20 protein-coding genes are annotated in these 24,204 nt (G+C 69.3%); 8 read left to right on the top strand and 12 right to left on the bottom strand.

The annotated features are described in order from the left end of the window. Positions 1 to 109 precede the first annotated feature (109 nt). The 6 genes from QZM35_RS01770 to QZM35_RS01745 form a co-directional block, all read right to left on the bottom strand. Positions 110 to 1,300, bottom strand: a complete 1,191-nt coding sequence (locus QZM35_RS01770; RefSeq protein WP_301775283.1) for a phosphotransferase enzyme family protein — start codon at positions 1,298 to 1,300, stop codon at positions 110 to 112. 41 nt (positions 1,301 to 1,341) lie between these two features. Next, positions 1,342 to 1,974, bottom strand: coding sequence for a nicotinamide riboside transporter PnuC (gene pnuC, locus QZM35_RS01765; protein ID WP_124576161.1), 633 nt, complete (start codon positions 1,972 to 1,974; stop codon positions 1,342 to 1,344). 59 nt (positions 1,975 to 2,033) lie between these two features. Beyond that, on the bottom strand, positions 2,034 to 4,262 hold the full coding sequence (locus QZM35_RS01760) for a TonB-dependent siderophore receptor (RefSeq protein ID WP_301775282.1): 2,229 nt from the start codon (positions 4,260 to 4,262) through the stop codon (positions 2,034 to 2,036). Between the two features lie 569 nt (positions 4,263 to 4,831). Beyond that, positions 4,832 to 5,035, bottom strand: coding sequence for a DUF2970 domain-containing protein (locus QZM35_RS01755; protein WP_043178166.1), 204 nt, complete (start codon positions 5,033 to 5,035; stop codon positions 4,832 to 4,834). Between the two features lie 122 nt (positions 5,036 to 5,157). After that, positions 5,158 to 7,383, bottom strand: a complete 2,226-nt coding sequence (locus QZM35_RS01750) for a pyridoxamine 5'-phosphate oxidase family protein (RefSeq protein ID WP_301775281.1) — start codon at positions 7,381 to 7,383, stop codon at positions 5,158 to 5,160. A 36-nt stretch (positions 7,384 to 7,419) separates the two neighbouring features. Further along, positions 7,420 to 8,064 carry a glutathione S-transferase family protein gene (locus QZM35_RS01745; RefSeq protein ID WP_089432244.1) on the bottom strand — a complete coding sequence of 215 codons (645 nt, stop codon included), beginning with the start codon at positions 8,062 to 8,064 and terminating at the stop codon, positions 7,420 to 7,422. A gap of 126 nt (positions 8,065 to 8,190) precedes the next feature. Between QZM35_RS01745 and QZM35_RS01740 the strand changes: the two genes are divergently transcribed. Beyond that, positions 8,191 to 9,132: a LysR family transcriptional regulator gene (locus tag QZM35_RS01740; protein WP_089428179.1), complete on the top strand. Its 942-nt coding sequence runs from the start codon at positions 8,191 to 8,193 to the stop codon at positions 9,130 to 9,132. A 36-nt stretch (positions 9,133 to 9,168) separates the two neighbouring features. Here QZM35_RS01740 and QZM35_RS01735 read toward each other — a convergent pair whose 3' ends face one another. Next, positions 9,169 to 9,309, bottom strand: a complete 141-nt coding sequence (locus tag QZM35_RS01735) for a hypothetical protein (RefSeq protein ID WP_301775280.1) — start codon at positions 9,307 to 9,309, stop codon at positions 9,169 to 9,171. Between the two features lie 94 nt (positions 9,310 to 9,403). After that, positions 9,404 to 10,054: a TetR/AcrR family transcriptional regulator gene (locus QZM35_RS01730; protein ID WP_256976871.1), complete on the bottom strand. Its 651-nt coding sequence runs from the start codon at positions 10,052 to 10,054 to the stop codon at positions 9,404 to 9,406. Between the two features lie 103 nt (positions 10,055 to 10,157). On the opposite strand from QZM35_RS01730, the gene QZM35_RS01725 reads away from it, so the two are divergent. From QZM35_RS01725 to QZM35_RS01715, 3 genes are read left to right on the top strand one after another with little or no spacing between them, the layout of a single operon-like run. After that, positions 10,158 to 11,060, top strand: a complete 903-nt coding sequence (locus QZM35_RS01725; protein ID WP_089432242.1) for an SDR family oxidoreductase — start codon at positions 10,158 to 10,160, stop codon at positions 11,058 to 11,060. Further along, on the top strand, positions 11,057 to 12,631 hold the full coding sequence (locus tag QZM35_RS01720) for an NAD(P)/FAD-dependent oxidoreductase (RefSeq protein WP_089432241.1): 1,575 nt from the start codon (positions 11,057 to 11,059) through the stop codon (positions 12,629 to 12,631). Before QZM35_RS01725 ends, QZM35_RS01720 begins: the two co-directional genes overlap by 4 nt. A 7-nt stretch (positions 12,632 to 12,638) precedes the next feature. Then, positions 12,639 to 13,622, top strand: coding sequence for an alpha/beta fold hydrolase (locus tag QZM35_RS01715; protein ID WP_089432240.1), 984 nt, complete (start codon positions 12,639 to 12,641; stop codon positions 13,620 to 13,622). Between the two features lie 51 nt (positions 13,623 to 13,673). Here the strand turns inward: QZM35_RS01715 and QZM35_RS01710 are convergent, their stop codons facing one another. Continuing rightward, positions 13,674 to 14,072, bottom strand: coding sequence for a carboxymuconolactone decarboxylase family protein (locus QZM35_RS01710; protein WP_089428183.1), 399 nt, complete (start codon positions 14,070 to 14,072; stop codon positions 13,674 to 13,676). A 359-nt stretch (positions 14,073 to 14,431) separates the two neighbouring features. Here QZM35_RS01710 and QZM35_RS38125 point away from each other — a divergent pair, with 359 nt between their 5' ends. From QZM35_RS38125 to QZM35_RS01685, 4 genes are all read left to right on the top strand, one after another. Then, positions 14,432 to 16,753 carry a collagen-like triple helix repeat-containing protein gene (locus QZM35_RS38125; protein WP_367620777.1) on the top strand — a complete coding sequence of 774 codons (2,322 nt, stop codon included), beginning with the start codon at positions 14,432 to 14,434 and terminating at the stop codon, positions 16,751 to 16,753. A 120-nt stretch (positions 16,754 to 16,873) separates the two neighbouring features. Further along, positions 16,874 to 18,157: an isoprenylcysteine carboxylmethyltransferase family protein gene (locus tag QZM35_RS01695; RefSeq protein ID WP_301775278.1), complete on the top strand. Its 1,284-nt coding sequence runs from the start codon at positions 16,874 to 16,876 to the stop codon at positions 18,155 to 18,157. 487 nt (positions 18,158 to 18,644) lie between these two features. Next, positions 18,645 to 19,235, top strand: a complete 591-nt coding sequence (locus tag QZM35_RS01690; protein WP_089428189.1) for a histone acetyltransferase — start codon at positions 18,645 to 18,647, stop codon at positions 19,233 to 19,235. A gap of 58 nt (positions 19,236 to 19,293) precedes the next feature. After that, on the top strand, positions 19,294 to 19,866 hold the full coding sequence (locus QZM35_RS01685; RefSeq protein ID WP_089428190.1) for an NADPH-dependent FMN reductase: 573 nt from the start codon (positions 19,294 to 19,296) through the stop codon (positions 19,864 to 19,866). A gap of 13 nt (positions 19,867 to 19,879) precedes the next feature. On the opposite strand, the gene QZM35_RS01680 is transcribed toward QZM35_RS01685, so the two are convergent. From QZM35_RS01680 to QZM35_RS01670, 3 genes are read right to left on the bottom strand one after another with little or no spacing between them, the layout of a single operon-like run. Further along, positions 19,880 to 20,503: a DUF2894 domain-containing protein gene (locus QZM35_RS01680; protein ID WP_089428191.1), complete on the bottom strand. Its 624-nt coding sequence runs from the start codon at positions 20,501 to 20,503 to the stop codon at positions 19,880 to 19,882. Next, complete coding sequence (locus tag QZM35_RS01675) at positions 20,500 to 21,144, bottom strand: OmpA family protein (RefSeq protein ID WP_089428192.1); 645 nt, start codon at positions 21,142 to 21,144, stop codon at positions 20,500 to 20,502. The genes QZM35_RS01680 and QZM35_RS01675 overlap by 4 nt, the downstream gene beginning before the upstream one ends. A gap of 3 nt (positions 21,145 to 21,147) precedes the next feature. Further along, on the bottom strand, positions 21,148 to 24,195 hold the full coding sequence (locus QZM35_RS01670; protein WP_089428193.1) for a DUF802 domain-containing protein: 3,048 nt from the start codon (positions 24,193 to 24,195) through the stop codon (positions 21,148 to 21,150). Positions 24,196 to 24,204 lie beyond the last annotated feature (9 nt).

Genomic DNA, 24,204 nt, shown 5'->3' with positions numbered 1-24,204 from the left:
CGCTTCGGCGATCAGGAGAATTCGATGAACGTACGGCGCGACGGCCGCACGGAAGATGGCGGTAGCACGGGGAATCGGCACACGTGCGCAGCGATTCTCCGCCGGCGAATCAGGCAGCCCCTCGCTTCGCGCGCCGCCGCTGCACGAGCCAGTCAAGCAATTGCCGCCCGTCGCGCTCGCCGAACCAGCGAGCATGACCGATCAGATAGCCGTCGTACGCGATATCGACGATGGCCGGTGCATCGATGATGCAACCGAAATAAGCGACTTCCGACAGCGCGAACTCCGTATGCACGATCGGCAGCAGCGCGACCAGCGCCGCATAGGCTTCGTCGCCCAGCGGTTCGAGCGATTCGTACCCGTCGAGCAGCGCATCGATCTGCGCATACTCGACGCGCCGCGCATCGGCCGGCGCCATCCAGTCGACCGTATTGCGCTCGATCGCGAGCGCGAGATCCATCACCGCGCAGGTGCGATCCGACAGCCCGAAATCCAGCACGGTCCGTACTTGCGCACCGGGCCCCGCTTCGGTCCACAACAGGTTCGACGCATGCCAGTCGCCGTGCGTCCACAGCGGCGGCAGCGCAGGCAACAGCGGCACGAGGCGCGCATGATACGGGCCGATCGCATCGGCCACGTCGCCGCGCCAGTCACGCGCACCGAGCGCGCGCACGAGCAGCGGCTGCGCGTCGACCCAGCGTTCGAGCGCGCCCGCCAGATCGGCGGACGACAGCACGCGAAAGCTCGACAGCAGGGTACGCACGGGCCGCGCCGGCGCATCGTAGCCGGCCGACGCGCGATGCAGCTCGGCCAGCGCGCGGCCGGCCGCGTACGCGTGCGAAGCATGCATGAACGGCTGCCACGACATCACGCCGCGATATGGGTCGACGCCCGGCGCCCGGACGTGCACCTCGTAGGTCCAGTCGCCGGATGCGAATGCGGTCGCGCCGTCGCGATCGGCAAGAATGTCGACCACCGGCATCCCGCGCTCGCGCAGATGCGCGATGAAACGATGCTCTTCCTCGAGCCCTGCGACATCGCGCAGGCTCACATGATGACGCTTGACGAACAGCCCGCGCCCGTCCGTCATCTGCACCAGGACGGCCGCCGCGAACTGCCGCGGGCTGTGCCATGTGAGCCGCGCGGGCTCGCCGGCGCCGTCGATCCGGGCGAGCACCGCCGCCACCTCGTCGTGCGTCATCAGCGGCCAGTCGCGCTCGGCCTGCTCGCCGTCGACGCCGAATTGCGGCGGGGCGACGTCACGCGGCAGGGATCCGTCCGGCTCGAGGGGGAATGACATGAACGACGTTGCTCCGTGGTTGATTCAGATCGGCACGTGGATCAGCGCGCGCCGCCGCCGGTTGCCAGCGCACCGCCGGCCGCCGCGCGCAGCGCCGCGGCCGTGCGGCTCCAGTCGCGCCAGCCGACGACGGCCAGCCCGATGAACAGCGCATAGAGTCCGGCCGTCAGATACAGTTCCTTGAACACGAACATCCCGACATACACGACGTTCACGACGATCCACAGCCCCCACGACGCGATGTAGCGCCGCGCGGTCCAGTATTGCGCGACGAGGCTGAACGCGGTCAGCGATGCATCGACGAACGGCAGCGCCGCATCGGTCCAGCGCGCCATCATCCCGCCGAGCAGCGCGCTGCCGACGACGGCCGCGATCAGGTCGGGCAGCATCTGCAGCGGCCGCACGCCCGTGACGGGCGCCACGTCGCCAGCGGGCGCCGCGCTGCCGTCGGCCTCGCTCGCACGCTGCGCGAGCCAGCGTTGCCAGCCGTACACCTGCAGCACCGCGAACGCGCCCTGCAGCAGCATGTCCGAATACAGCTTCGCGTCGAAGAAGATCCAGCCGTACAGCGCGACCGACACGAGCCCGACCGGCCAGCACAGCATGCGCCGCTTCGCGGTCAGCCAGATCGCGAGCGCGCTGACGATCACGCCGGCGATTTCGAGTGGGGACATCGTCTGTGCTCTCCAGGTTGGCTGCCGGGGCCGCGCATCACGCGGCCGGTTCCGGACGATCAGAAATCATAGGTCAACGACACGCGCGCGGTGCGCGGCGCACCCGGGAACAGGTACGCATCGCCTTGCTGCTCGCCCGCGTCGCGCCAGTAGAACTTGTTGAACAGATTGTCCACCGACACGCGCAGCACCGTGCGATGGCCGCCGATCTTCGTCGTATAGCGTGCGCCGAGATTGAACACGAACCACGACGGCACGCGCGCGGTGCCCTCCTCGTTCGCGTTGCGGGCCGCGCTGTACTCGACGCCGCCCAGCACGTTCAGCCCCGCGACGCCCGGCACCGCGTAATCCGCATACACTGTCGCGCGCAGCGCCGGCACGTTGATGATCTGGTGCCCTTCATACGCCGGCGACCCGGAATCGTACGCACGCGCACGAATCGCCGCGACGCTGGCCGTCAGCCCCAGGCGCTCGGTCACGCGCCCGGCCGCGCCGAGCTCGATCCCCTGGTGCCGCTGCGTGCCGCGCTGCACGAACGTGTAACGCGTGCCCGATGCGTCCGGGTCGGCAAACTGGAACGGCTTGCTGATCGAGAACACGGCGGCCGTGAGGCTCAGCCGGTCGAGCCAGTCGTATTTTGCACCGACCTCGAACTGGTGCGATTCGACCGGCGGCAGGAACGCATACGCGTTGGTCGCACGCACGGGCGCCTGGTCGCCGAGCGACAGCGCCTTGCTGTACGACGCGTACAGCGACAGCACGTTCACCGGCTTGTAGACGAGCGCCACCTGCGGCAGGAACACCGAGCGGTCGGTATGCGTCGCGTCGCCGTCGAGGCTGCTCCAGCTGCGCTGGCGCAGCAGCACTTCCTTGCCGCCCGCGAGCACCTGCCAGTGTTCGCCGATGCTGATGCGGTCGAGCCCGAACACGCCGTACTGCCACGCATCGAGGCGCGGATACGACGGGCCGGGCGAATTCGGCGACGGAGAAAACGTCGTGTCGGGCCCGTAGATGTTCTCGCTACCTCTGATGTCGTACACGGCGTCGGCCATGCTCACGACGCGGCGCTGCACGCTCACGCCGAGCGTCAGCTCGTGCCGCAGCGGGCCCGTCGCGAACTTGCCGGTCGTGACCGCACGCAGGTCGTCGTTGCGACGATATTCGCCGGGGCTGCGGAAGTCGTAGACGTCATAGTCGCCGTTCGCGCCGAAGAAGAACGGCGACGTCGCGCCGGCCGTGCAGCTACCTTGTGTCGAGCAACCATAGGCGAACGCGCTGTTGTCGTCGATCATCGTGCGGCTGCGGCCGGCGGCGATGTAGGCCTTCCAGTCGTCGTTGAACTGGTAGTCGAAGCGCGCGTTCAGGTTCAGCGCGTCGGTCGTCAGCGGTTTCGCCCACGGCTGCGTGCCGAGCGCCTTCGACGTCGTCTTGACCGACGGCACGACGGTGCCGCCAAGCAGCTGATAGCCGGGTGCGGAACGCTGGATCCACTGCTGGAATTCGGCGTTGAGCTGCAGGCTCGCACGCGGGCTGATGTCCCAGTCGGCGGCGATCGAGCCGAACGTGCGCCGTCCGTTCGTGCCGTCGATGTACGAGTGCATGTTCTCCTTCGCGGCATTGATCCGGAAGCCGAACTGATTGTCGGGGCCGAAACGGCGGCCGAGATCGACGGCCGCCGACGTCGAGCCGCGGCTGTCGACGCCGCCCGTCACGCTCGCGACGTTCGCCGAGCGCTTCGTCACGAAGTTGATCACGCCGCCCGGCGCGACGACGCCGCTGTCGATGCCCGCGAGCCCCTTCAGGATCTCGACGCGCTCCTTGTTCTCGAGCGGCACGTTCTGCTCGCCGGACACCGTCAGCCCGTCGATCCGGATCGCGCTCGCGAGATCGACCGGGAAGCCGCGGATCGCAAACCCTTCGAAATAGCCGACCGGCGCATAGTCGTTGACGACCGATGCGTCGTTGCGCACGACGTCGCTCAACCGCTTCGCCTGCTGGTCGTCGAGCTGCGCGCGCGTGACGACGCTCACCGACGCCGGCGTGTCGCGCAGCGGCGTGTCGTCGAGCCCCGCGACCGATGCGTTGCGTACGCGCAGCGCGTTGCCGCGCTCGCCGCTCACCGTGATCGTCGGCAGCGTCGCGCTGCCGGCCGCCTCCGTGTCCGGCGCCGGCGTGTCGCCCTGCGCCGCGGCGGCCTGAGCCGCGAAAAGCGTGATGCCGAGACCGACGCCAAGCCCGACTTTCGCGCGCCGCCGTGCGCGCGACGCTGTTGTTCTATTCACCGTCATTGTTCTGGATGGAAAACTCGCCACTCGACCCTGTCGAAACCGTTTACGAAGCTGCGAAGCGTGCCCGTGCGCGACATTCATCAGACGAACCGGACGATGCGGCACGCAAGCGGGCCGCTCGGTCAGGAAGACGCAGGATGGGACGTCGGATTCAGGTGATGCGCCGGGAACCGACGCGGCCGTCGACGGGTTCGTCGGGGGCGTGTCGGGCGGCCGGCGGCATCGCGCGGTCTTGTCATGCGGGGGGACGCTTCGAACGCCTCGGTGCGGGCGCGACGCACTTGCGCGCACCGTTCGCTGGAACGGCGGCGTGCCCGTCGCGCGCGACATCGCGGCGCGGCGCGCATTTTACCCCGGGCGGGGCTGACCGACCTGGAATCGGGCGAAACGGGAAACGGGGAAGGCGGGAATGAGGACAGCGCGATTCGCGCGGCACGACGACGGTGCCGATGGGCGCGTGACTTGCGTCGTGCGCGCCCGCGTCAACGGCCGGCGCCGTTGCGCGCTGGACATACGGCCGGAAACCGAAGCGGGCACGTTCGCCCGCTCGCGATTCGTCGGCCGTCTGCTCAGAACCCCTGCATCGTCACGGTCGGATCGACGACCAGGTGCACGACGCCGTAGATGACCGCGCCGACGAGCACTGCGAGGATGATCGCCACGAACGGCAGCATCGTGAAGTTCGCGTTCGCGAGATCGGTCGCGTGCGCCTTGCTGTTGCGTACGCCGAAGAAACTCCACAGAACCAGTTTGATCATGCCGAGCAGTTTCATGATTGCGCTCCTTTCATCTATCGGTTGACGCTATCGTCGATCCAACCGGCATTCGAAAAAAGAAGCAGTTGCGCGCGCTTTTCGCGCAGCAGGCCGTCTGCGGCCGCATGTCGCAGCGTGCGTCAGCGGTCGAGCACGAGCGGTTCCGTCCCCTTCGCGGGCCGCGCGACGCACAGCAGCGCGCAACCGGGTTCGACCGTGGCATCGGGCGCCTGCTTGTAGTCGACCGCGCCGGACAGCACGCGCGTCGCGCACGTGCCGCATGAGCCGGAGCGGCATTCGGACGGCACGTCCACGCGCTGCCCTTCCGCGAATTCGAGCAAGGTGCCGTCGGCGGGCGTCCACGCGGCTTCGCGGCCGGTGCGTCGGAAGACGACCGGCACGCTCTCCGCCGCCGGTGCGGCAGTCGTGCGGGTCGCGCTGCGTGCCACGCTCGACGGCCCGAATGCCTCGAAACGGATGCGTTCGTCCGGCACGTTCAGTGCGCGCAATCCGTCGTACAAGTCGCGCATGAATGCCGACGGCCCGCAGAGGTAGAAATCGTAATCGTCGAACGAAAGGATCCGCTTCAGCTGTGCGATGTCGATGCGGCCGGCATGCGCTGCCGCGCCTTCGTGAGGATGACTGTCGAACCAGTGGAGCGACAAGCGCGCGTCGGTGGCGGCGACACGTGCCAGTTCCTCGGCGAACGGTCGATCAGCCGCTTCACGCGCACCGTGTACGAACACCACGCGGCGCGACGGTTGAGCGTCGGCCAGCGCACGGCGCAACATCGCGATCATCGGCGTGATGCCGATGCCGGCCGACACGAGCACGGCCGGGCGCGGGCTGGCGAGATCGAACGAGAAGCGGCCGCGCGGCATCTGCGCGTCGAGCGTCATGCCCGCGTGCGCGTGATCGTGCAGCCACGCCGAGACGCGCCCTTCGCGCTTCACGGTGATCCGGTAATGCGCGCCGCCCGGTGCATCGGAAAGTGTGTAGCTGCGAATCGCCGGCGAATCGCTGCCCGGCAGCGCGATGCGCAGCGTCAGGTGCTGCCCGGCTTCGTAGGCGGGCAACGGGCCGCCGTCCACCGGTTCGAAATGGAACGAGCGGATCGCGCGCGCTTCGTCGACGACCTTCGCGATGCGCAGCGGCCGCCATGCGGGTGCGGGTGCGGGTGCGGGTGCGGGTGCGGGTGCGGGTGCGGGTGCGGGTGCGGGTGCAGGTGCAGGTGCCGATGCCGATGCCGATGCCGATGCCGATGCCGATGCCGATGCCGATGCCGATGCCGATGCCGATGCCGATGCCGCTGTTAATGTTGATTCAGGAGCGGAAGCGGACGGCACCGCCGCCCCAGTGGCTGCGCCCACTCCCGAAACCATCCCCGCCGCCATCGCCGCGAACTGCGGCGCACGCTCGACCGCCGACCACCGAAACGGCAGCACCGCGCGCATGCGCCGCACTTCCCGCACATGGAACCGCACGACCCGCTGCGCACCGTCGAACGACGCGACGAGCGGCCCGTCCCACACGATCTCGGCGCGCGCGGCCACGTACAGCAAGTCGCCGCTATCGAAATCGACGAACAGCAGCCCCGCACGCGGATCGTGCTGCAGGTTCCCGAGCGTATTGAAGAAGCGGTTGCCGCTGAAATCCGGCGTCGTCAGCGTGCGCGCATCGTCGACGCGCACGAAACCCGGCATCCCGCCGCGATGCGACACGTCCGCGCCGCGCGCGGCGCCCGCGTCCGCCGACGTGTTCGCGCTCGCGACGAAGAACGTGTCGGCCTGCGCGAGCAGCGCGCGATCGGCGTCGCTCAACGCGTCCGACACGTCGGGCCGCGCGGAGGCATCGACTTCCCGTGCGACGAACGTCGGCTTGCGCCCCTGGATGTACTTCGCGCAGTTGCCGAAGCTCTGCTCGACCGCGATCGTCAGCGCATCGCCGTCGACCGCGCGCACGACGCCGTTGACGCGATTGCGCCGTCGCGTATCGAATTCGATCCCGAGCCCGCCGAGCGGCGCGCCCGGCTGCCACGCGCCGGTCAGCGGATCGCCCGGCAGCGCGCGCGCCGCGATGCGCAGCGTGCGCGCATCGGGCGACGTCACGAACCCCGGCGCGCCGGCCCGCAGCGTCGCCCACGGCTGGCCGTGCGCATCAACGCCACCGAGCACGAAGAACGGCAGTTGCGCGAAAAACGTCCGGTGCTGGTCCGGCATGAAGCGCCGGATCCCTCGCCGGCCGGCCGAACCCGCGGCCTCCGTCACGCCCGCGCGCTGCTGCACGGCGAGCTCGCCCGCATGAAACGGCGCGGTGTCGAGTTCCCAGCCCGGTACGACGGCGGTCGGAACAGTCGGGGCATTCATCGCGTTCTCCCTGAACAGGCTCGGCTTCGGTGGGTGTTACGCGGCGAGCAGGCCCACGCGCGTCGTCGGCATCGCGACGAAGCCCGGCAGCGCCTCGATGCGCGCCAGCCACGCACGCACGTGCGGATACGGTTCGAGCGACACGCCGCCCTCCGGCGCGTGCGCAATGTACGAATACGCGGCGACATCGGCGATCGTCGGCTGCGCGCCGGCGGCAAACGGCTTGCCGGCCAGCTCGCCGTCGATCACGTCGAGCACTTTGGCGGCCGTGCGCTTGGCGGCCTCCTGGTCGAGCTGCGCGCCGAACACGGTCACGAGCCGCGCGGCGGCCGGCCCCGATGCGATCGGCCCCGCCGCATACGACAGCCAGCGCTGCACGACCGCCGCGCCGGCCGGATCGTCGGGCAGCCAGTGCGCGTCGCCGTAGCGCTTCGCGAGGTAGACGAGGATCGCGTTCGAATCGGCGATCACCGTGCCGCCATCGTCGATCACGGGCACCTGCCCGAGCGGATTGAGCGCCAGAAACGCCGGTTCGCGCTGCGCGCCGGCGGCCAGATCGACGTCGACGGTCTCGGACGGCAGGCCGAGCAGCGACAGGAACAACCGGACGCGATGAGCGTGCCCGGACAGCAGGAACGAATACACACGGATCGGGGAAGCAGGCTTGTTGGCGGCAGACATGGAAACGCTCCGGACTCTCGCGCCGCCGGGGATCGGCGACGCACAACCGCAGCGTAGCGCTCGCCGTTCGTCACCAGAAGACGGATAATCGCGGAAACATCATCCTGTTCCATAGGACAATCGACGATGGCCGATCTACGCGACGTGAACCTGAACCGGCTGGCGATCTTCGTCGCGGTGGTCGACGCCGGCTCGCTGACAGCCGCCGCCGAGCGGCTCGGCCTGGCGAAGACGGTCGTCAGCACGCACATGCAGCGCCTCGAATCCGAGGTCGGCGCGAACCTGCTGGTGCGCACCACCCGGCGGCTGAGCGTGACCGACGCGGGGCGGGCGTTCTACGACGCGTGCCGCGACATCGTGCGCGCCGCCGAAAGCGCGCTCGATGCGGTGTCGTCCGACGCGGGGCCGCTGCGCGGCACGCTGCGCGTGAGCGTGCCGATCGACTACGGCGCGCTGGTCGTCGCGCCTGCCGTCGTCGCGTTGCGCGACCGGCATCCGGGGCTCGACGTCGAACTCGTCGCGAACGACCGCGTGGTCGATCTCGTCGCGGACAACCTCGACGTCGCGATCCGCATCGGCCGCCTCGCCGATTCGAACTATCGGGCGGTGCAGCTCGGCACGTACGAGAAATGGCTGGTCGCGAGCCCCGCGTTCGTTGCGCGCCATGGGCGGCCGCAAGAGCCGGATGCGCTCGCCGCGCTGCCGTTCGTGATGCTGTCGTCGCTGCCGCACGCGCATACGGTCAAACTGGAAGACGCGAACGGCAACACCGCTTCCGTGCGCTGCGTCGCACCGGTCGTGTCGAACACCGCCACCGCGTGCCGCGCGATCGTGCTCGCGGGCGGCGGCTTCGGGCTGCTGACGGATTTCTCGACCGCCGACGACGTCGCGGCGGGCCGGCTCGTGCGGCTGCTGCCTGCGTGGCGCTCGGCGCCGGCCGGGATTCACGCGGTGTATCCGTCGACGCGGCTGCCTTCGCCGAAAGTGCGGGCGTTTGTCGACGCGATGAAGGCGAGGATCGGGGAGACGGTGGGGGGCGTAGCCGCGAAGCGACCCCGCACGCGTTAGCGTGTCAGTCGAACCGGAAGACGTTACGTTCGGGACTCATTCGTCGCAGCACTCGATATCCGCAAACACGGACTCGACAGGACGAAAATGGCCCTGTTCGATTTCGCGCTCACTTAGAGACAACAGCGTCAGCAACACCAGCGTTGCTTGAGACGCTCCCGACGATTCGATATCCACGACATACCTCTCATTGTTTGCAACCGGCCAAGATCTGGTTGGCCGCCCATATCAACGCGTGATTGATGGCGAACCGTCAAATCACGCATTACCGCTACCCCACCTCCCGCAGCGTCCCCAGCAGCACCTTCCTGCAACTCGCGACCATCTGCGCCTCCGGATCGCGATAGTCGGTGAGCAGCCACGCCGCGCCGACGTTCGTCATCGCGCCGACGAGCGCGAGCCCGATCAGCCGCTGCTCGGTGCGCTCCGCCGGTGTTGCCGCTTCGCGCGGCGCGCCGATCGCCATGATGAGCTTGCCGAAGTCGATCAGCATGCGCTGGTAGGTCATGTCGGTATCCGCGCTCACGCCCATCACCTCGAGCAGCAGCACGCGCGCCGCGCACGGGTCGCGCAGGAACGCGAAGAATGCGGCGAGCCCCGCGTCGACGCTCTCGTGCAGATCGCCGCCGCGCTCGGCCACCGCCCGCCCGACCGCCTCGTGCAGCTGCTGCGCATGATGCAGGTAGGTGCAGCGCAGCAAATCGTCGGTGCTGTCGAACGCCGCATAAAAATAACGATCGTTCAGCTTCGCTTCCTGGCAGATCGACCGCACGGTCGCCTTGCGGAACCCGACCGTGCCGAACACGCGCGTCGCCGCGCGGATCAGCGCGTCGCGCCGCTCCGCGGCCCGCACCTCGGGCGCCACGCCGCCATACGACCGGCCCCTTTTTTCCGTTTTTTCCGTTTCGAGTGCTTTCTCCATTCCGCTATTTGACATCAGGACACCCGAAAACTAAAGTGGTGACGAACAACACCACAATAGATGCGCCGCCGGTACAGCGCAAGCGGAACGGGAGGAACGACGGATGAAGGGGTTTTCCGGCAAGGTCGCCGCGATCACGGGCGCCGGTTCGGGCATGGGCCGCAGCCTCGCGGTCGAGCTCGCGCGGCGCGGCTGCGAGGTCGCACTCGCCGACGTCAACGACGTCGGGCTCGCCGGCACGGCGGCCGCCTGCGCGCAGCACGGCGTGCGCGTGAGCACGCGGCGGCTCGACGTCGCCGACCGCGACGCGGTGTTCGCGTGGGCCGATTTCGTGCGCGCCGAGCACGGCAAGGTCAACCTGGTCTTCAACAACGCGGGCGTGTCGCTGGCCGCCAGCGCCGAGACCGCGCGCATCGCCGATCTCGAATGGATCGTCGGCATCAACTTCTGGGGCGTCGTGCACGGCACGCAGGCGTTCCTGCCGCATCTGCGCGCGTCGGGCGACGGGCACGTCGTCAACACGTCGAGCCTGTTCGGCCTCGTCGCGATGCCCACCCAAAGCGCGTACAACGCGACCAAGTTCGCGGTGCGCGGCTTCACCGAGGCGCTGCGGATGGAGCTCGAACTCGACGGCGCACCGGTGAGCGCGACCTGCGTGCATCCGGGCGGCGTCGCGACGAACATCGTCGACGCAAGCCGCGTCGATACCAGCATCCATGCGCTCACGGGCCAGGACGAAGCGACCCATCGCCGCCAGGCCAACCGCCTGATCAACGCGACGACGGCCGACGACGCCGCGCGGCAGATCCTCGCGGGGGTCGAGCGCAATGCGCGCCGCGTGCTCGTCGGCGCCGACGCGCGCCGGCTCGACCGGATCGCCCGCGTGCTCGGCGCCGGCTACCAGTGGCTGATGCTGCGCCACGTGCGCCGCGCCCGCGCCCGCAACCTTGAACGCGCGCACGCCCCGGCCGCGCGCCCGACCACGCCGACCAAGGACCCTGCATGACCTCGACGACGACCGACCGGCGCGACGCGCCGCCCGCCCCCGACGCCCGCGGCGACAGTAGCGACCTCGACGTGCTGATCGTCGGCGCCGGCCTGTCCGGCATCGGCGCGGCCTATCACCTGAAGCAGCGCTGCCCGTATGCGAGCGTCGCGATCGTCGAGGCGCGCGACGCGATCGGCGGCACCTGGGACCTGTTCCGCTATCCGGGCGTCCGTTCGGATTCCGACATGTTCACGCTCGGCTACAGCTTCCGGCCGTGGCACAGCGACAAGGCGATCTCGGACGGCCAGACGATCCTCGACTACATCCGCGACACCGCGCACGCATACGGCATCGACAAGACGATCCGCTACGGCCAGAAGGTGATTGCAGCCGACTGGGACTCGAACCGCGCGCGCTGGACGGTGCGCATCGAGCGCACGCGGGACGGTGCGACCGACACGCTCGTCTACACCTGCCGCTTCCTGTTCATGTGCAGCGGCTATTACGACTACGACGCCGGCTACCTGCCCGACTGGGCCGGGATGGACACGTTCGAAGGCAAGCTCGTGCATCCGCAGCACTGGCCGAAGGACCTGTCGTACGCGAACCGGCGCGTGGTCGTGATCGGCAGCGGCGCGACGGCCGTCACGCTCGTGCCGTCGATGGCGGCCGATGCGCAGCACGTGACGATGCTGCAGCGCTCGCCGACCTACATCGTGTCGCTGCCCGCGCGCGACAAGATCGCGAACGCGCTGCGCCGCGTGCTGCCGTCGCGGCTCGCGCACCGGCTCGTGCGCGTGAAGAACGTGCTGCTGACGATGTACCTGTACAACGTGTCGCGCCGCAAGCCCGACCGGACGAAGCAGTTCATCATCCGCGCGGCCAGCAAGCAGGTCGGCCCCGGCTTCGACGTCGCGAAGCACCTGACGCCGCGCTACATGCCGTGGGACCAGCGCGTGTGCCTGGTGCCGAACGGCGACCTGTTCAAGGCGATCCGCGCGGGCCGCGCGTCGATCGTCACCGACGAGATCGAGCGCTTCACGCCGACCGGCCTCAAGCTGAAGAGCGGCCAGCAGCTCGACGCGGACGTGATCGTCACCGCGACCGGACTGAAGGTGAAGATGCTCGGCGGCGCGCGCGTCACCGTCGACGGCCGCACGGTCAACCTGCCGGACACCGTGTCGTACAAGGGGATGATGTACAGCGACGTGCCGAACCTCGCGTCGTCGTTCGGCTACACGAATGCGTCGTGGACGCTGAAGGCCGAGCTGATCGCGCGCTACGTGTGCCGGCTGCTCAACCACATGCGCGCGAACGGCTACGACACGTGCGTGCCGCGGCTCGGCGCCGGCGATCCCGGCAACGTGCCGGCCGTCAACCTGAGCTCGGGCTACATCCAGCGCGCGGCCGGCATCCTGCCGAAGCAGGGACACAGCAAGCCGTGGAAATTCCACCAGAACTACGTGCTCGATCTCGCATCGCTGAAGTTCAGCGGACTCGCCGATTCGGCGATGCAGTTCGAGCGCCGCGCAAAAGCCGGCCCGGCCGCCACGGCGCCGGTGGCCGAACCCGCACTCGAAACCCGCTGAGGCCGACATGACCCCTACGCTCCATCTGATCCAGAACGTGCTGCTCGGCGTCGTCGCGGTGCTTGCCGCGCTCGCGCTGTTTACCGGTTACGTGGCCCGCCGGGTGACGCGCGCGTTTCCGCCCGAAGGCCGCTTCGTCGACATCGGCGGCGACCGCATCCATTACGTCGAATACGGCAACGGCCCGCCGATCGTGTTCGTCCACGGGCTCGCGGGGCAGCTGCGCAATTTCGCGTACCTGCCGCTCGCGCGGCTCGCGCAGCAGCATCGCGTGATCCTCATCGACAGGCCGGGCGCCGGCCGCTCGCTCCGCGGTGCGGGTTCGCAGGCGAACGTGTTCGCGCAGGCCCGCACGGTCGCCGCGTTCATCGACGCGCTGAAGCTCGACAAGCCGGTGCTGGTCGGCCACTCGCTCGGCGGCGCGATCGCGCTCGCGGTCGGGCTCAATCATGCGGACCGCGTGAGCCGCCTCGCGCTGATCGCGCCGCTGTCGCACGAGCAGAGCGAGCCGCCGGCGCCGTTCAAGCCGCTGATGCTGCCGTCGCCGCTGGTGCGCCGCTTCGTGTCGTGGACCTTCGCGATTCCGCTGACGATCCTGACCGGCCGCCAGGCCGTGCGCCAGGTGTTCGCGCCGGAAGACGTGCCGCGCGACTTCCCGGTCAAGGGTGGCGGGCTGCTCGGGATGCGCCCGCACGTGTTTTACGCGACGGCGACCGACCTGCTGTCGGCGCCGGTCGACCTGCCCGCGATGGAACGCCGCTACCCGGATCTCGCGCTGCCGGTCGACGTGCTGTACGGCCGTGCCGATCCGATCCTGAACTGGCGCGAGCACGGCGAAGCGCTCGCGAAGAAATCGGCGCGCGTGCGGCTGAAGGTCGTCGAGGGCGGGCACATGCTGCCGGTCACGATTCCGGAAGCCACCGCCGACTGGCTGCTCGAAGTCGCCGCCGCGCCGGCCGAGGTGGCCGCACCGTCGGCACGCATCGCGTAAGCCGGGACCGCGTAACAGCGCCTGATTCCGTGCCCTGCCGCCGGCACGGCATCAGGTTTCGTCATCGGGCACCGACAGCCCGAGATCCGATATCACCTCCCGCGCGCTGCGGAATGCCTCGACCGCGGCCGGCGCGCCCGCGTATAGCGCGCTGTGCAGCAACACCTCGCGAATCTCGACGAGGCTCGCGCCGTTGTTGAGCGCGCCGCGAATGTGACCCTTCAGTTCCGTGCCGCGGCCAAGCGCCGCCAGCATCGCGCATGTGCACAGGCTGCGCGTCTTCAGGTCGATCCCGCCCCGCTGCCACGTGCTGCCCCACGCGTGCTCGTTCAGCCAGTTCTGCAGCGGCCGCGAAAAACCGTCGAGGTCGCGCATCGCACGCTCGACGAACGCCTCGCCCATCACGTCGATGCGTCGCGCCTTGCCGGATTCCCTGTCCTGTTCGCTCATGTCCGTGTCCTGTGTGGAGTCGTGGTCGTTGCGGCGTCGCCGACAGCCGGGGATGTCACGCCATGTTCATCGGGCCGGCGCGTTTCGTCAAAGATGCGGCCCTCGGTTCGAGGCCGCCCGCGTCACGCGATGTCGAACGCTACGTAACATCGCGCCGCGCGTTACGGCGGCTTTCGGGAACATCGCAACCGCCGCGCCGGCGCACCCTGCGTGCCCGTCGCGCGAAACCGCCGGAACGCCGTTTAAATCGCACGTATATTCCCGAATCCTGCAATAAAGCGCGACACCGTTTCGGGAATGCTGCCGTGGCGCGGAATTTGCAGAGGAGGCTTGGACACACTTCCAATGTCGAGGCCAACATGCATAAACTCTTCAAGAAGACGACGGTAACGATGGCCGTCTCGTCGCTGCTCGCACTCTACGGTTGCGGCTCGGTCGATGGACCGACGACCCCGCCGACGATCAAGCCGAGCACGTCAGGGACGGGCGGCAGCTCGGGGACTTCGGGGACGTCGGGTGGTGGGACGTCGGGTACTTCGGGTGGCGGGACTTCGGGTAGTTCAGGTACGTCGGGGACTTCCGGTACGTCGGGCACCTCTGGTACCTCGGGCACTTCTGGTACGTCGGGTACTTCCGGTACGTCAGGCACCTCCGGCACGTCGGGCACTTCTGGTACGTCGGGTACTTCCGGTACGTCAGGCACCTCCGGCACGTCGGGCACTTCTGGTACGTCGGGTACTTCCGGTACGTCAGGCACCTCCGGCACGTCGGGCACTTCTGGTACGTCGGGCACTTCTGGTACGTCGGGCACTTCCGGCACGTCGGGCACTTCCGGTACGTCGGGCACTTCCGGCACCTCGGGCACCTCCGGTACTTCGGGCACTTCCGGTACTTCGGGCACTTCCGGTACGTCGGGTACTTCCGGTACTTCGGGCACTTCCGGCACGTCGGGCACTTCCGGTACGTCGGGCACCTCCGGCACGTCGGGCACTTCCGGTACGTCGGGTACCTCCGGCACGTCCGGCACCTCTGGTACGTCGGGCACCTCCGGCACGTCTGGCACTTCCGGTACTTCGGGCACTTCCGGTACTTCGGGCACCTCCGGCACCTCCGGTACGTCCGGCACCTCCGGCACGTCTGGCACTTCCGGTACTTCGGGCACTTCCGGTACTTCGGGCACCTCCGGTACGTCCGGCACCTCCGGTACGTCCGGCACCTCCGGCACGTCGGGCACCTCCGGTACTTCGGGCACCTCCGGCACGTCGGGCACGTCGGGCACGTCGGGCACGTCGGGCACCTCCGGTACGTCGGGCACCTCCGGCACCGGCGTCACCCCCCTCGGCAATGTCCTCCAGAAATCCGGCAACCTCGTGACGGCACTCGGCACGACGGTCGCAACCGGCGGCGCGCAGATCGGCGGCGTGCAGATCCCCGGCACGAACCCGACGACGGCCACCAGCGTCGGCAACGCGGTCACGAGCCTCGGCAACGGCGTGCAGGCGCTCGGCAACGGCGTCGCGGCCGGCCTCGGCTCGATCGGCGTGTCGGCCAACCCGCTCGGACCGACGCTGACGTCGACCACCGGCCTGCTGACCGGCACCGGCGGCGCGGTCAACAACCTCGGCAACGCGGTGAAGAGCCTCGGCTCCGGCCCGCTGTCGCCGCTGTCGCCGGTCACGACGCTCGTCGGCGATCTCGTCAACACCGTCGGCGGCGCCGTCAACTCGACCGCATCGGGCCTCAACACGGCGCTGAACAGCTCGCCGGTCCAGCAGCTCGAGACGCAGGTCGGCAAGGTGATCAACCCGATCACGAACACGCTGACCGGCGGGGTCACGACGCCGGGCGCCACGCAGACGCTCGGCGGCGTCACGCTGCTTGGCACGCCGCTCAACGGCCTGCTGAGCGCGCTCGGCAACGGCCTCGCCGGCGCCGGCACGAAGGTGGGCGGCGCAACCGACAACCCGGTGGGCGGCGCGCTCGGCGGTGTCGTGGCGCAGCTCGGCAACACGGTGACGTCCACCGGCGGCCTCGTCCACGACAACAACGCGGGCAGCTCCAGCAGCGGCACCGGCGGCAGCAACCCGCTCGCCCCGATCACGGGCCTGCTCGGCACGCTGACGGGCGGTCTGGGCGGCGGCAGCTCGAGCGGTTCGGGCGGCACCAGCGGCACCAGCGGCGGCGGCCCGCTCGGACCGGTCACGGGCCTGCTCGGCTCGCTGACGGGTGCGCTCGGCGGCCTCGGTTCGGGCGGCACGAGCGGTACCGGCGGAACGAGTGGCACGGGCGGCACCAGCGGCACCGGTGGCGCGGGGATCGGCGGCCTGCTCGCGCCGGTCACCAACCTCGTCAACTCGCTGACGCCGCTCGGCGCCAGCCTCACCGGCACGGTCACGACGCCGGGCGGCAACGTGACGGGCACGCTCGGCGGCCTGCTGTCGAGCGGCCCGGTCGGCACGGTGACGGGTGCGCTGACGACGCCGGCAGGCGCCGCGGGCGCCACCGGCACAGCCAGCCCCGGCGGTGCGGCCGGCTCGGTCACGACGCCGGCGGGTGGCGGCTCCGTGGTGGGCGGCCTGACCGGCGGCTCGACTGGGGGTGCCGCGGGCGGCGCCGGCAACCTGCTGTCGCCGGTGACGAACCTCCTGGGCGGTCTGCTGGGCGGCGGCAACAAGAAGTAACGCTTTACCTATCAGAACCACAGGCCAATGGCCGGGCGCGCATCCATACAAAGCCCGGCCGACGGCCGGCGTCACCCGCCAAGCGGGGGCGCCGGCCCTCATCCGTACGAGGATCCGATCATGAATTCCACGCTTGACGGCATCGCCGCGGTCCAGGACCGCCCACCCCGTTCCGCCACGCCGCTGCGCGCCGGCCTGCTCGGCATCGCCGCCGGCCTCTTCGCGCTGTGGATCACGCGCGACCAGCCGGCCCTCGACGCAGCCACGCGCGCGGTCATCGCCAGCCTCGCGATCATCGGCACGATCGCGCTGCACGAAATCTTCATCTCGCGCGTCTACCTGCGCCCGAGCGCGGGCCTGTCGCGGCAGGCCGTCCGGCCGCTCGGCATCGCGCGCGTCGCGACGCGGCTCGGCGCGCTGACGTCGATCTATGCCGGCATCGGTGTGATCTACTGGCTGCTGCCCGAATACCACGGCCGGTTCTACCTGCCGTTCTGGTCGCTGCTGCGCTCGCTCGCGCCGTACGTGATCGTCGCCGCGCCGTTCTACTTCGCGTGGATGGACCGCCACCAGCGCGAGACCGACGACGCGTACCTGCTGTGGGGCCGCTTCCTGTTCCGCCGCGAGCAGCCCGCGAGCTGGAAGCCGGTGCGCGAGATGCTGGCCGGCTGGGGCGTGAAGGCGTTCTTCCTGCCGCTGATGACCGTCTACCTGTCGAAGGACGCCGATCACCTGACCGCGTCGCTCGCGAACGCGATGCACGCGCCGATGACGATCGCGACCTTCGTGTTCATGTACGACCTGTCGTTCACGATGGACCTGATGTTCGGCACCGTCGGCTATCTGTGCACGTTCCGCATCCTCGACAGCCACGTGCGCACCGTCGAGCCGACGACGCTCGGCTGGGTGGCCGCGCTGATGTGCTACCAGCCGTTCTGGTCGCTGTTCTCGAACAACTACATCCGCTACGAAGGCTCGATGTTCTGGGACAACTGGCTGATGTCGGCCCCGACGCTGCGCGTGATCTGGGGCGCGGCGATCATCCTGCTGCTGTTGACCTACGCGCTGTGCACGATCTCGTTCGGGCTGCGGTTCTCGAACCTGACGAACCGCGGGATCATCACGTCGGGCCCGTACCGCTTCACGAAGCATCCGGCGTACATCACGAAGAACCTGTCGTACTGGATGGTGTCGGTGCCGTTCGTCGAGCCGCTCGGCTGGCAGGTCGGGCTCATGCACTGCGCGGGGCTCGTCGCGGTCAACCTGATCTACTACACGCGGGCAAAGACGGAAGAGCGCCACCTGATGCGCGACCCCGACTATCGCGCGTATGCCGAATGGATCGAGCAGCACGGGGGGTTTGCGCGGGTCAGGCAGGCATTCGGGCAGCGCGCGCCGGCTTGATACGGTGGCAATGGCGGGGCCGGCTGCCGCAGGTCGTAGCACACCCTCATGCGGCCAATTGTCGCGAAACGACGCGATTCTCCGCCTTTCGTCGCTTTTCACCCCCCAGTCCGATTGCCCACCCGGATCACGTCGCGTATGGTGCTGCCCGTCCGCGTGCGATACGGCGCCCGACCCGCGCGCTGTCGCCCGGACCTTCGACCGTCCTCCCGCACGACGGCCGCGCGGGCCGTGCCCGCCGCTCACCGTCTCCGCGATGCCGCCCTCCGGCGCCGCGCATTCTTGAGGAGAGAGACGTGATCCACAAAGTCCTGATCCTGTTCGCACTCTGCATCGCGGGCCTCGCCGCGATCGCTGCCGGTTTCCAGCACATCCCCAGCTGATTCGCGGCCCCGGCTCGCTTCGCCGAGCCCGGGGGCCGCAGCCATTCCTTTCCCCTTTGCGATGAACCACTTTCTCGGACCGCCCGGGACGGGCGACCTTTGCCATGCGTATCGACGTACAGCATTCCCAGCACGACATCGACGATGAACTCGACACGCTCTACGCGCGTCTCCACCAGCCCGGCCATCGCCTGCACGGCCTGCCGGCGGTCGCGCTCGGCCGCTCCGGCCTGATCGTCCGCCACCGCGAGGCGGACGGCGAGTACTTCCTGTATGTCGAAGATCCGGCCGCGCGCCAGCTCGCCGGCTATACGGTGTTCAACCGCCTGCCCGAAATCCCGCGCCGCGCCGACCGCTACCTGCGCGCGCCGCATACGCGGCTGCGCGGGTCCGCGCAGCGCAAGGGGCTCGCGACGACGCTGTATCGCTGGGGGCTCGACGCGGGCCTGTGCCTGATCAGCGGCGCGCGCCAGTCGGTCGGCGCCGCGCAGTTGTGGACGGCGCTCGCGCAGGATTACCGGCACGGCTTCGTCGATATCGACGGCCGTGCGCTGCGTTATCTCGGCGAAACCGTCGCCGACGACGTGCACGGCGCGCTGCATACGCGGCGGCTGATGCTCGGTCATGGATGGGAGATCGGGGAGTTCGCGCGCGCGGCGGGGATGGCCGGTGCCGCCCGAACGCCGGTGCGATAATCCGTGCGACCCACGCGACGCTCGCTGCTACGCGACGCGCCAACCGACACGCACATCGATGACCACCGATTCCCGAACCGACTCCGACCGCCACGTCGACATCGTCGCGCTGTGCGGCAGCCTGCGCGCGCAGTCGTACAACGCCGCGTTGCTCGACGCGGCCGCGCGCGTCGCGCCGCACGGCATGCGCATCGTGCGCTTCGATCGTCTCGGCGAATTCCCGCTGTTCAATCCCGATACCGAATATCCGTCGCCCGCCTCGGTGCGCGACCTGATCGACCGTGTAAATGCCGCCGACGGCCTGCTGATCGCCAGCCCGGAATACGCGCACGGCGTAACGGGCGTGATGAAGAATGCGCTGGACTGGATCGTGGGATGCGAGGCCGTCGTGTACAAGCCGGTCGCGGTGCTGAATGCGTCGCCGCGTGCGACGCATGCGGACGCGGCGCTGCGGGAGACGCTGTCGGTGATGTCGGCGAACATCGTCGAGCGCGCGTCGATCACGCTGCCGATCCTCGGGAGCCAGCTCGACGCGGCGGGGATCGCCGCGCATCCGCCGTTCGCGTCGGCGCTGGCCGAGGCGTTGCACGCGCTGCGCACGGTCATCCAGGAGGCCGAGCCGGGCCGGTAGCAACCCGCGTTCGTTACCGCGCCTTCGCGCGCGTCACCTGCGTCACCTTCTTCGCCGGCTTGGTCGCCTTCGCGCGCGGCGCTTCCTTCTCGGGCTGCGCGCCGCCGCCGGCGAGATCCTCGAGCCACGCGAGCGCGTCGACATACGACAGGAACTGCTGCAGATAAGCCGGCGACAACTCGCGCATCGTCGCGAGCGACCGGTGCACGAGACTGTTCGAATTGAGCGGCCCGGCGTTGCGCGGCACCTGGTCGAGCGACTGGCGGTACTGCTGTTCCGTGCGGACCTTCGACCACATCGTGCGGAAGTAGTCGACCAGCTCGGGATCGAGCCCGCGCCGGTCGGCCTGCGCATCGCGCGCGAGCCGCTCGACGAGTTCCGCCAGCGCACCGCGTGCGGGCGTACCTGCCGCGCCGCTTGCGGTTGCCGTTTCATCGGCGCGCGCAACGACTTCCGCGAAGCCTTCGAGCAACGTCGCCAGCCGCGCATCGAGCAACGCGCGCGCATCGCCTTCGAGCGCGGCCGCGCGCCGTTCGAGCGCGTCGATCCGGTGAAAGCGCACCGGATCGAGCCGGTCGGCGCCCTGCTCGCGCCATGCGTCGAGCGTCGCGCGAACGTGCGTCGCTTCGCCGGTCACTTCGTCTTCCCTCCGTTCGATGCCGACTTGCGCGGCACCGGCGCGATCTCCACGCGGCGGTTCTTCGCGCGGCCTTCATCGTCCGCATTCGAGCTGACCGGCTGCTCGGAGCCGAACGCGGCCGCGAACACCGACGACGCCGGCACGCCGGCGTCGATCAGCGCACGCGTGACCGTCAACGCGCGCTTGGCCGACAGTTCCCAGTTGTCCGCGAACAGGCGGTTGCCGGCATGCACCTGCTGGTCGTCGGCGAAGCCGCTGATCATCAGGATCTCGTCGCGCGTCGTCAGGTAGGCGCCCAGCGGCGCGGCCAGCGTCTTCAGCAGGTCACGGCCCGCGGGCTGCAACTGGTCGGAATTCAATGCGAACAGCACGTTGCCGCTGATGCCGATACGGCCGTTCACGAGCGTCACGCGGCCGGCCGCGAGCGGCCCGGCAAGCGCCTGCTCGAGCGACTTGCGCTGCTGTGCTTCCTGCTGGCGCGCACGCACGGCTTCCTCGAGCTTCGACGTGAGCTGAAGCTGCATGCCGATCACGCCGACGAGGATCAGCACGAACGCGCCGAGCAGCACCGACATCAGGTCGGCGAACGCGGGCCACACCGGCGCGGAGGACGCGCCGCCGTCGATTTCGTCGTGCATGCGTTACGCTCCGACGCTCGCCCGCCGGCCGGCGAGCTGCTGCAGGTCTTCGACGATCTGCTTCTGCGACATCATGCTCAGGTCGATCACCTCGCGCGCCTGTGCGACGTAGTACTCGAGCTGCTCGTCGCTGCGCGCGAGCGACTTCTCGAGCGCGGCCTCGATGCGCTGCAGATGGGTCAGCAGCTTGTCGTTCGACTCGCCGAATACCTGCACGGCCATCCCGAACGCGTCGCCGAGGCTCGCGACCTCGACGGCGCCCGCCGTGACCTGTGCGGCCACCGAGTCTAGCTTGCGCGTCTCGGCATCGACGGTGTCGTTGAAGCGCGCACCGACGCGGTCGAGCAGGTCGGCCGACGTGCTGACGAGCGCGTCGATCGCGGTGCGCTGTTCGGTCGACGCGTGGTTGACCGCGCCGAGCAGCGTTTCGAGTGTCGCGAGCAGGCGGCTGCGTTCCTCGAGCATCGCGGTGTCGTGCACCAGGCTGTCGGACAGGCGCTGGCGCAGCTCGGCGACGACGTCGGCCGCGGCCTTCGGCGCCTCCGAGGCAGCCTGCACGAGACGCGCGATCTCGTTGATCGTGTCGCTCGCATGCACCTGTGCCTGCGCGGTGATGTCGTTCGCGGTGCGGGCCAGTGTGTCGCAGATGTCCTGCTGGCGCGTCGCGGCCTGTGCGCTCGTCTGCGCCCATTCGTCGCGCAGCGCGGCGGCCATCGCGACGAGCGAGTCGTTCCATGCCGCGAGGCGCTGTTCGTCGCGTGCGGCCAGTTGTGTCTGCAGGCCGGCATGCGAATCGCGGATCGTCGACAGCAGTTCGTTCGAGCGTTGTTCGAACGTCGAAGCCTGTGCCGTGAGATCGCGCGTCGTTTGTGCGAGTGCGTCGCAGATTTCCTGCTGACGGCCCGCACTGTGCACGCCTGCGCGCTGCCATTCGTCGCCGAGCTTCGCAGCCATCGCGGCCAGCGAGTCGTTCCATGCAGCGAGGCGTTCCTCGTCGCGTGCCGCGAGCTGCGTCTGCAGGCCCGTATGCGAATCGCGGATCGTCGACAGCAGCTCGTTCGAGCGTTGTTCGAACGTCGAAGCCTGTGCGGTCAGATCGCGCGTCGTTTGCGCCAGTGCGTCGCAGATTTCCTGCTGGCGGCCTGCGCTGTGCACGCCTGCGCGCTGCCATTCGTCACCCAGTTTCGCGGCCATCGCGGCCAGCGAGTTGTTCCATGCAGCGAGGCGTTCCTCGTCGCGTGCAGCCAGCTGCGTCTGCAGGCCCGTGTGCGAATCGCGGATCGTCGACAGCAACGCGTTCGAGCGTTGTTCGAACGTCGAAGCCTGCGTGGTGAGATCGCGCGTCGTTTGCGCCAGTGCGTCGCAGATTTCCTGCTGACGGCCCGCACTATGCACGCCGGCGCGCTGCCATTCGTCGCCGAGCTTCGCGGCCATCGCGGCCAGCGAATCGTTCCATGCGGACAGACGTTCTTCATCGCGTGCGGCCAGTTGCGTCTGCAGGCCTGTATGCGAATCGCGGATCGTCGACAGCAACTCGCTCGAACGTTGCTCGAACGTCGATGCCTGTGTCGCGAGATCGCGCGTCGTTTGCGCCAGTGCGTCACAGATTTCCTGCTGGCGGCCTGCGCTGTGCGCGCCGGCACGCTGCCATTCGTCGCCGAGCTTCGCGGCCATCGCGGCGAGCGAATCGTTCCACGCGGCGAGACGTTCCTCGTCGCGTGCGGCCAGTTGCGTCTGCAGCCCCGCGTGCGACTCGCGCATCGCGGCAAGCGTCGCGCCCGAATGGCGTTCGAACGTCGCGGCGGCCTCGCCCAGCGCGCGCGCATGCTGGCCGGCCAGCGTCTCGCCGACCTGCTCCTGGCGCGACAGCGCATCGCGCCATGCTTCCGACAGGCGGCTTTCAGTCGATTCGAGGCGCGTCGCCACGCCGTCGAGCAGCGCCGTCGAACGCTGCGAGAATGTATCGGTGAACTGGCCGAGCGTCGTCTGCAGCTGCTGCGCGACGGCATCGCCCGCGCGGCGCTGTTCGTCGAGCGCGCGGTTCCAGACGGCCGTCACGTTGCCGGTGGTCTTCTCGAAGCCGTCCGTCAGCCCGTCGAGCTGACGCTGCACGGCGCCCGTCACGGTATCGCGCAGCGCGGCCATCTCCTGCGCGAGCCCAGTCATCGTCGCTGCGACGACCGGCTGCAGCGCGGCACCGGCCACGCGCGCGCTTTCGGCGGCGCTTTCCTTCAGCGCGTCGCCGACATTCGACGCGAGGCCCGCATACGCGCGCTCGGTGCGGTCGAAAAACGCCTGCTGGCTTTCGATCTGGCGATCGTGCAGCGCGACGCTGCGCGCCTCGAGCGTCGTCATCATCGTCTGCAGCCGGTCGACCAGCGCCGGCATCACGTCGGCCTGGCGCTGCAGCAGCCGGAACGATTCGTCGCGCTGGTGCGCGGACGAATGCACGCGCAGCGTCGTCGCGATCTTCGCGTCGAGCTGCTGGGCCGCGTCGATCCGCTCGCGGCGCACCAGTGCGGACAGCAGCCCGAGCATCGCGGAGGTCGCGACGCCGGCGATCGACGTGCCGAATGCGAACCCGAGGCCCTTCACCGGCGCGATCAGCGACGCGCGGATCGCGTCGAGATCGGTCGCGCTTTCGAGCGCGGCGCCGGTGCCCTTCAGCGTGACGACCATCCCGAGCAGCGTGCCGAGCATGCCGAGCAGCACGAGCAGGCCGACCAAGTAAGGCGTGAGCGACGGGCCCGGCAGCGCGACGCGCGCGCCTTCGACCCGCGCGCGCACGGCGCCGCGCAGGCCCGGGTGCAGCGTGTCGAGCCACGTGTCGAGCTTCGCGGGCGGCTCGGTCAGGCCGGCGACCGCGCGCGACAGCGTGGCGGTGGCCTGCCGGTAGCGCAGCAGTTCCCATGCGCCGGCGACGTAGCACGCGGCGATCAGCAGCGTGACGGCCGACGCCAGCGGGTTCGACGCGACATAGCCGACGCCGATCCAGCCCACAGCGAGCAGACCGGCGACGAAGACAACGAGATCAAGGCGAATTCTGGACATAGCGTGTTG

The sequence above is a fragment of the Burkholderia sp. AU45274 genome (assembly GCF_030482505.1).
Taxonomy (GTDB): Bacteria; Pseudomonadota; Gammaproteobacteria; order Burkholderiales; family Burkholderiaceae; genus Burkholderia.
Note: the sequence above shows the minus strand (reverse complement) of the source record. Positions and strands in the feature narration are given on the sequence as shown.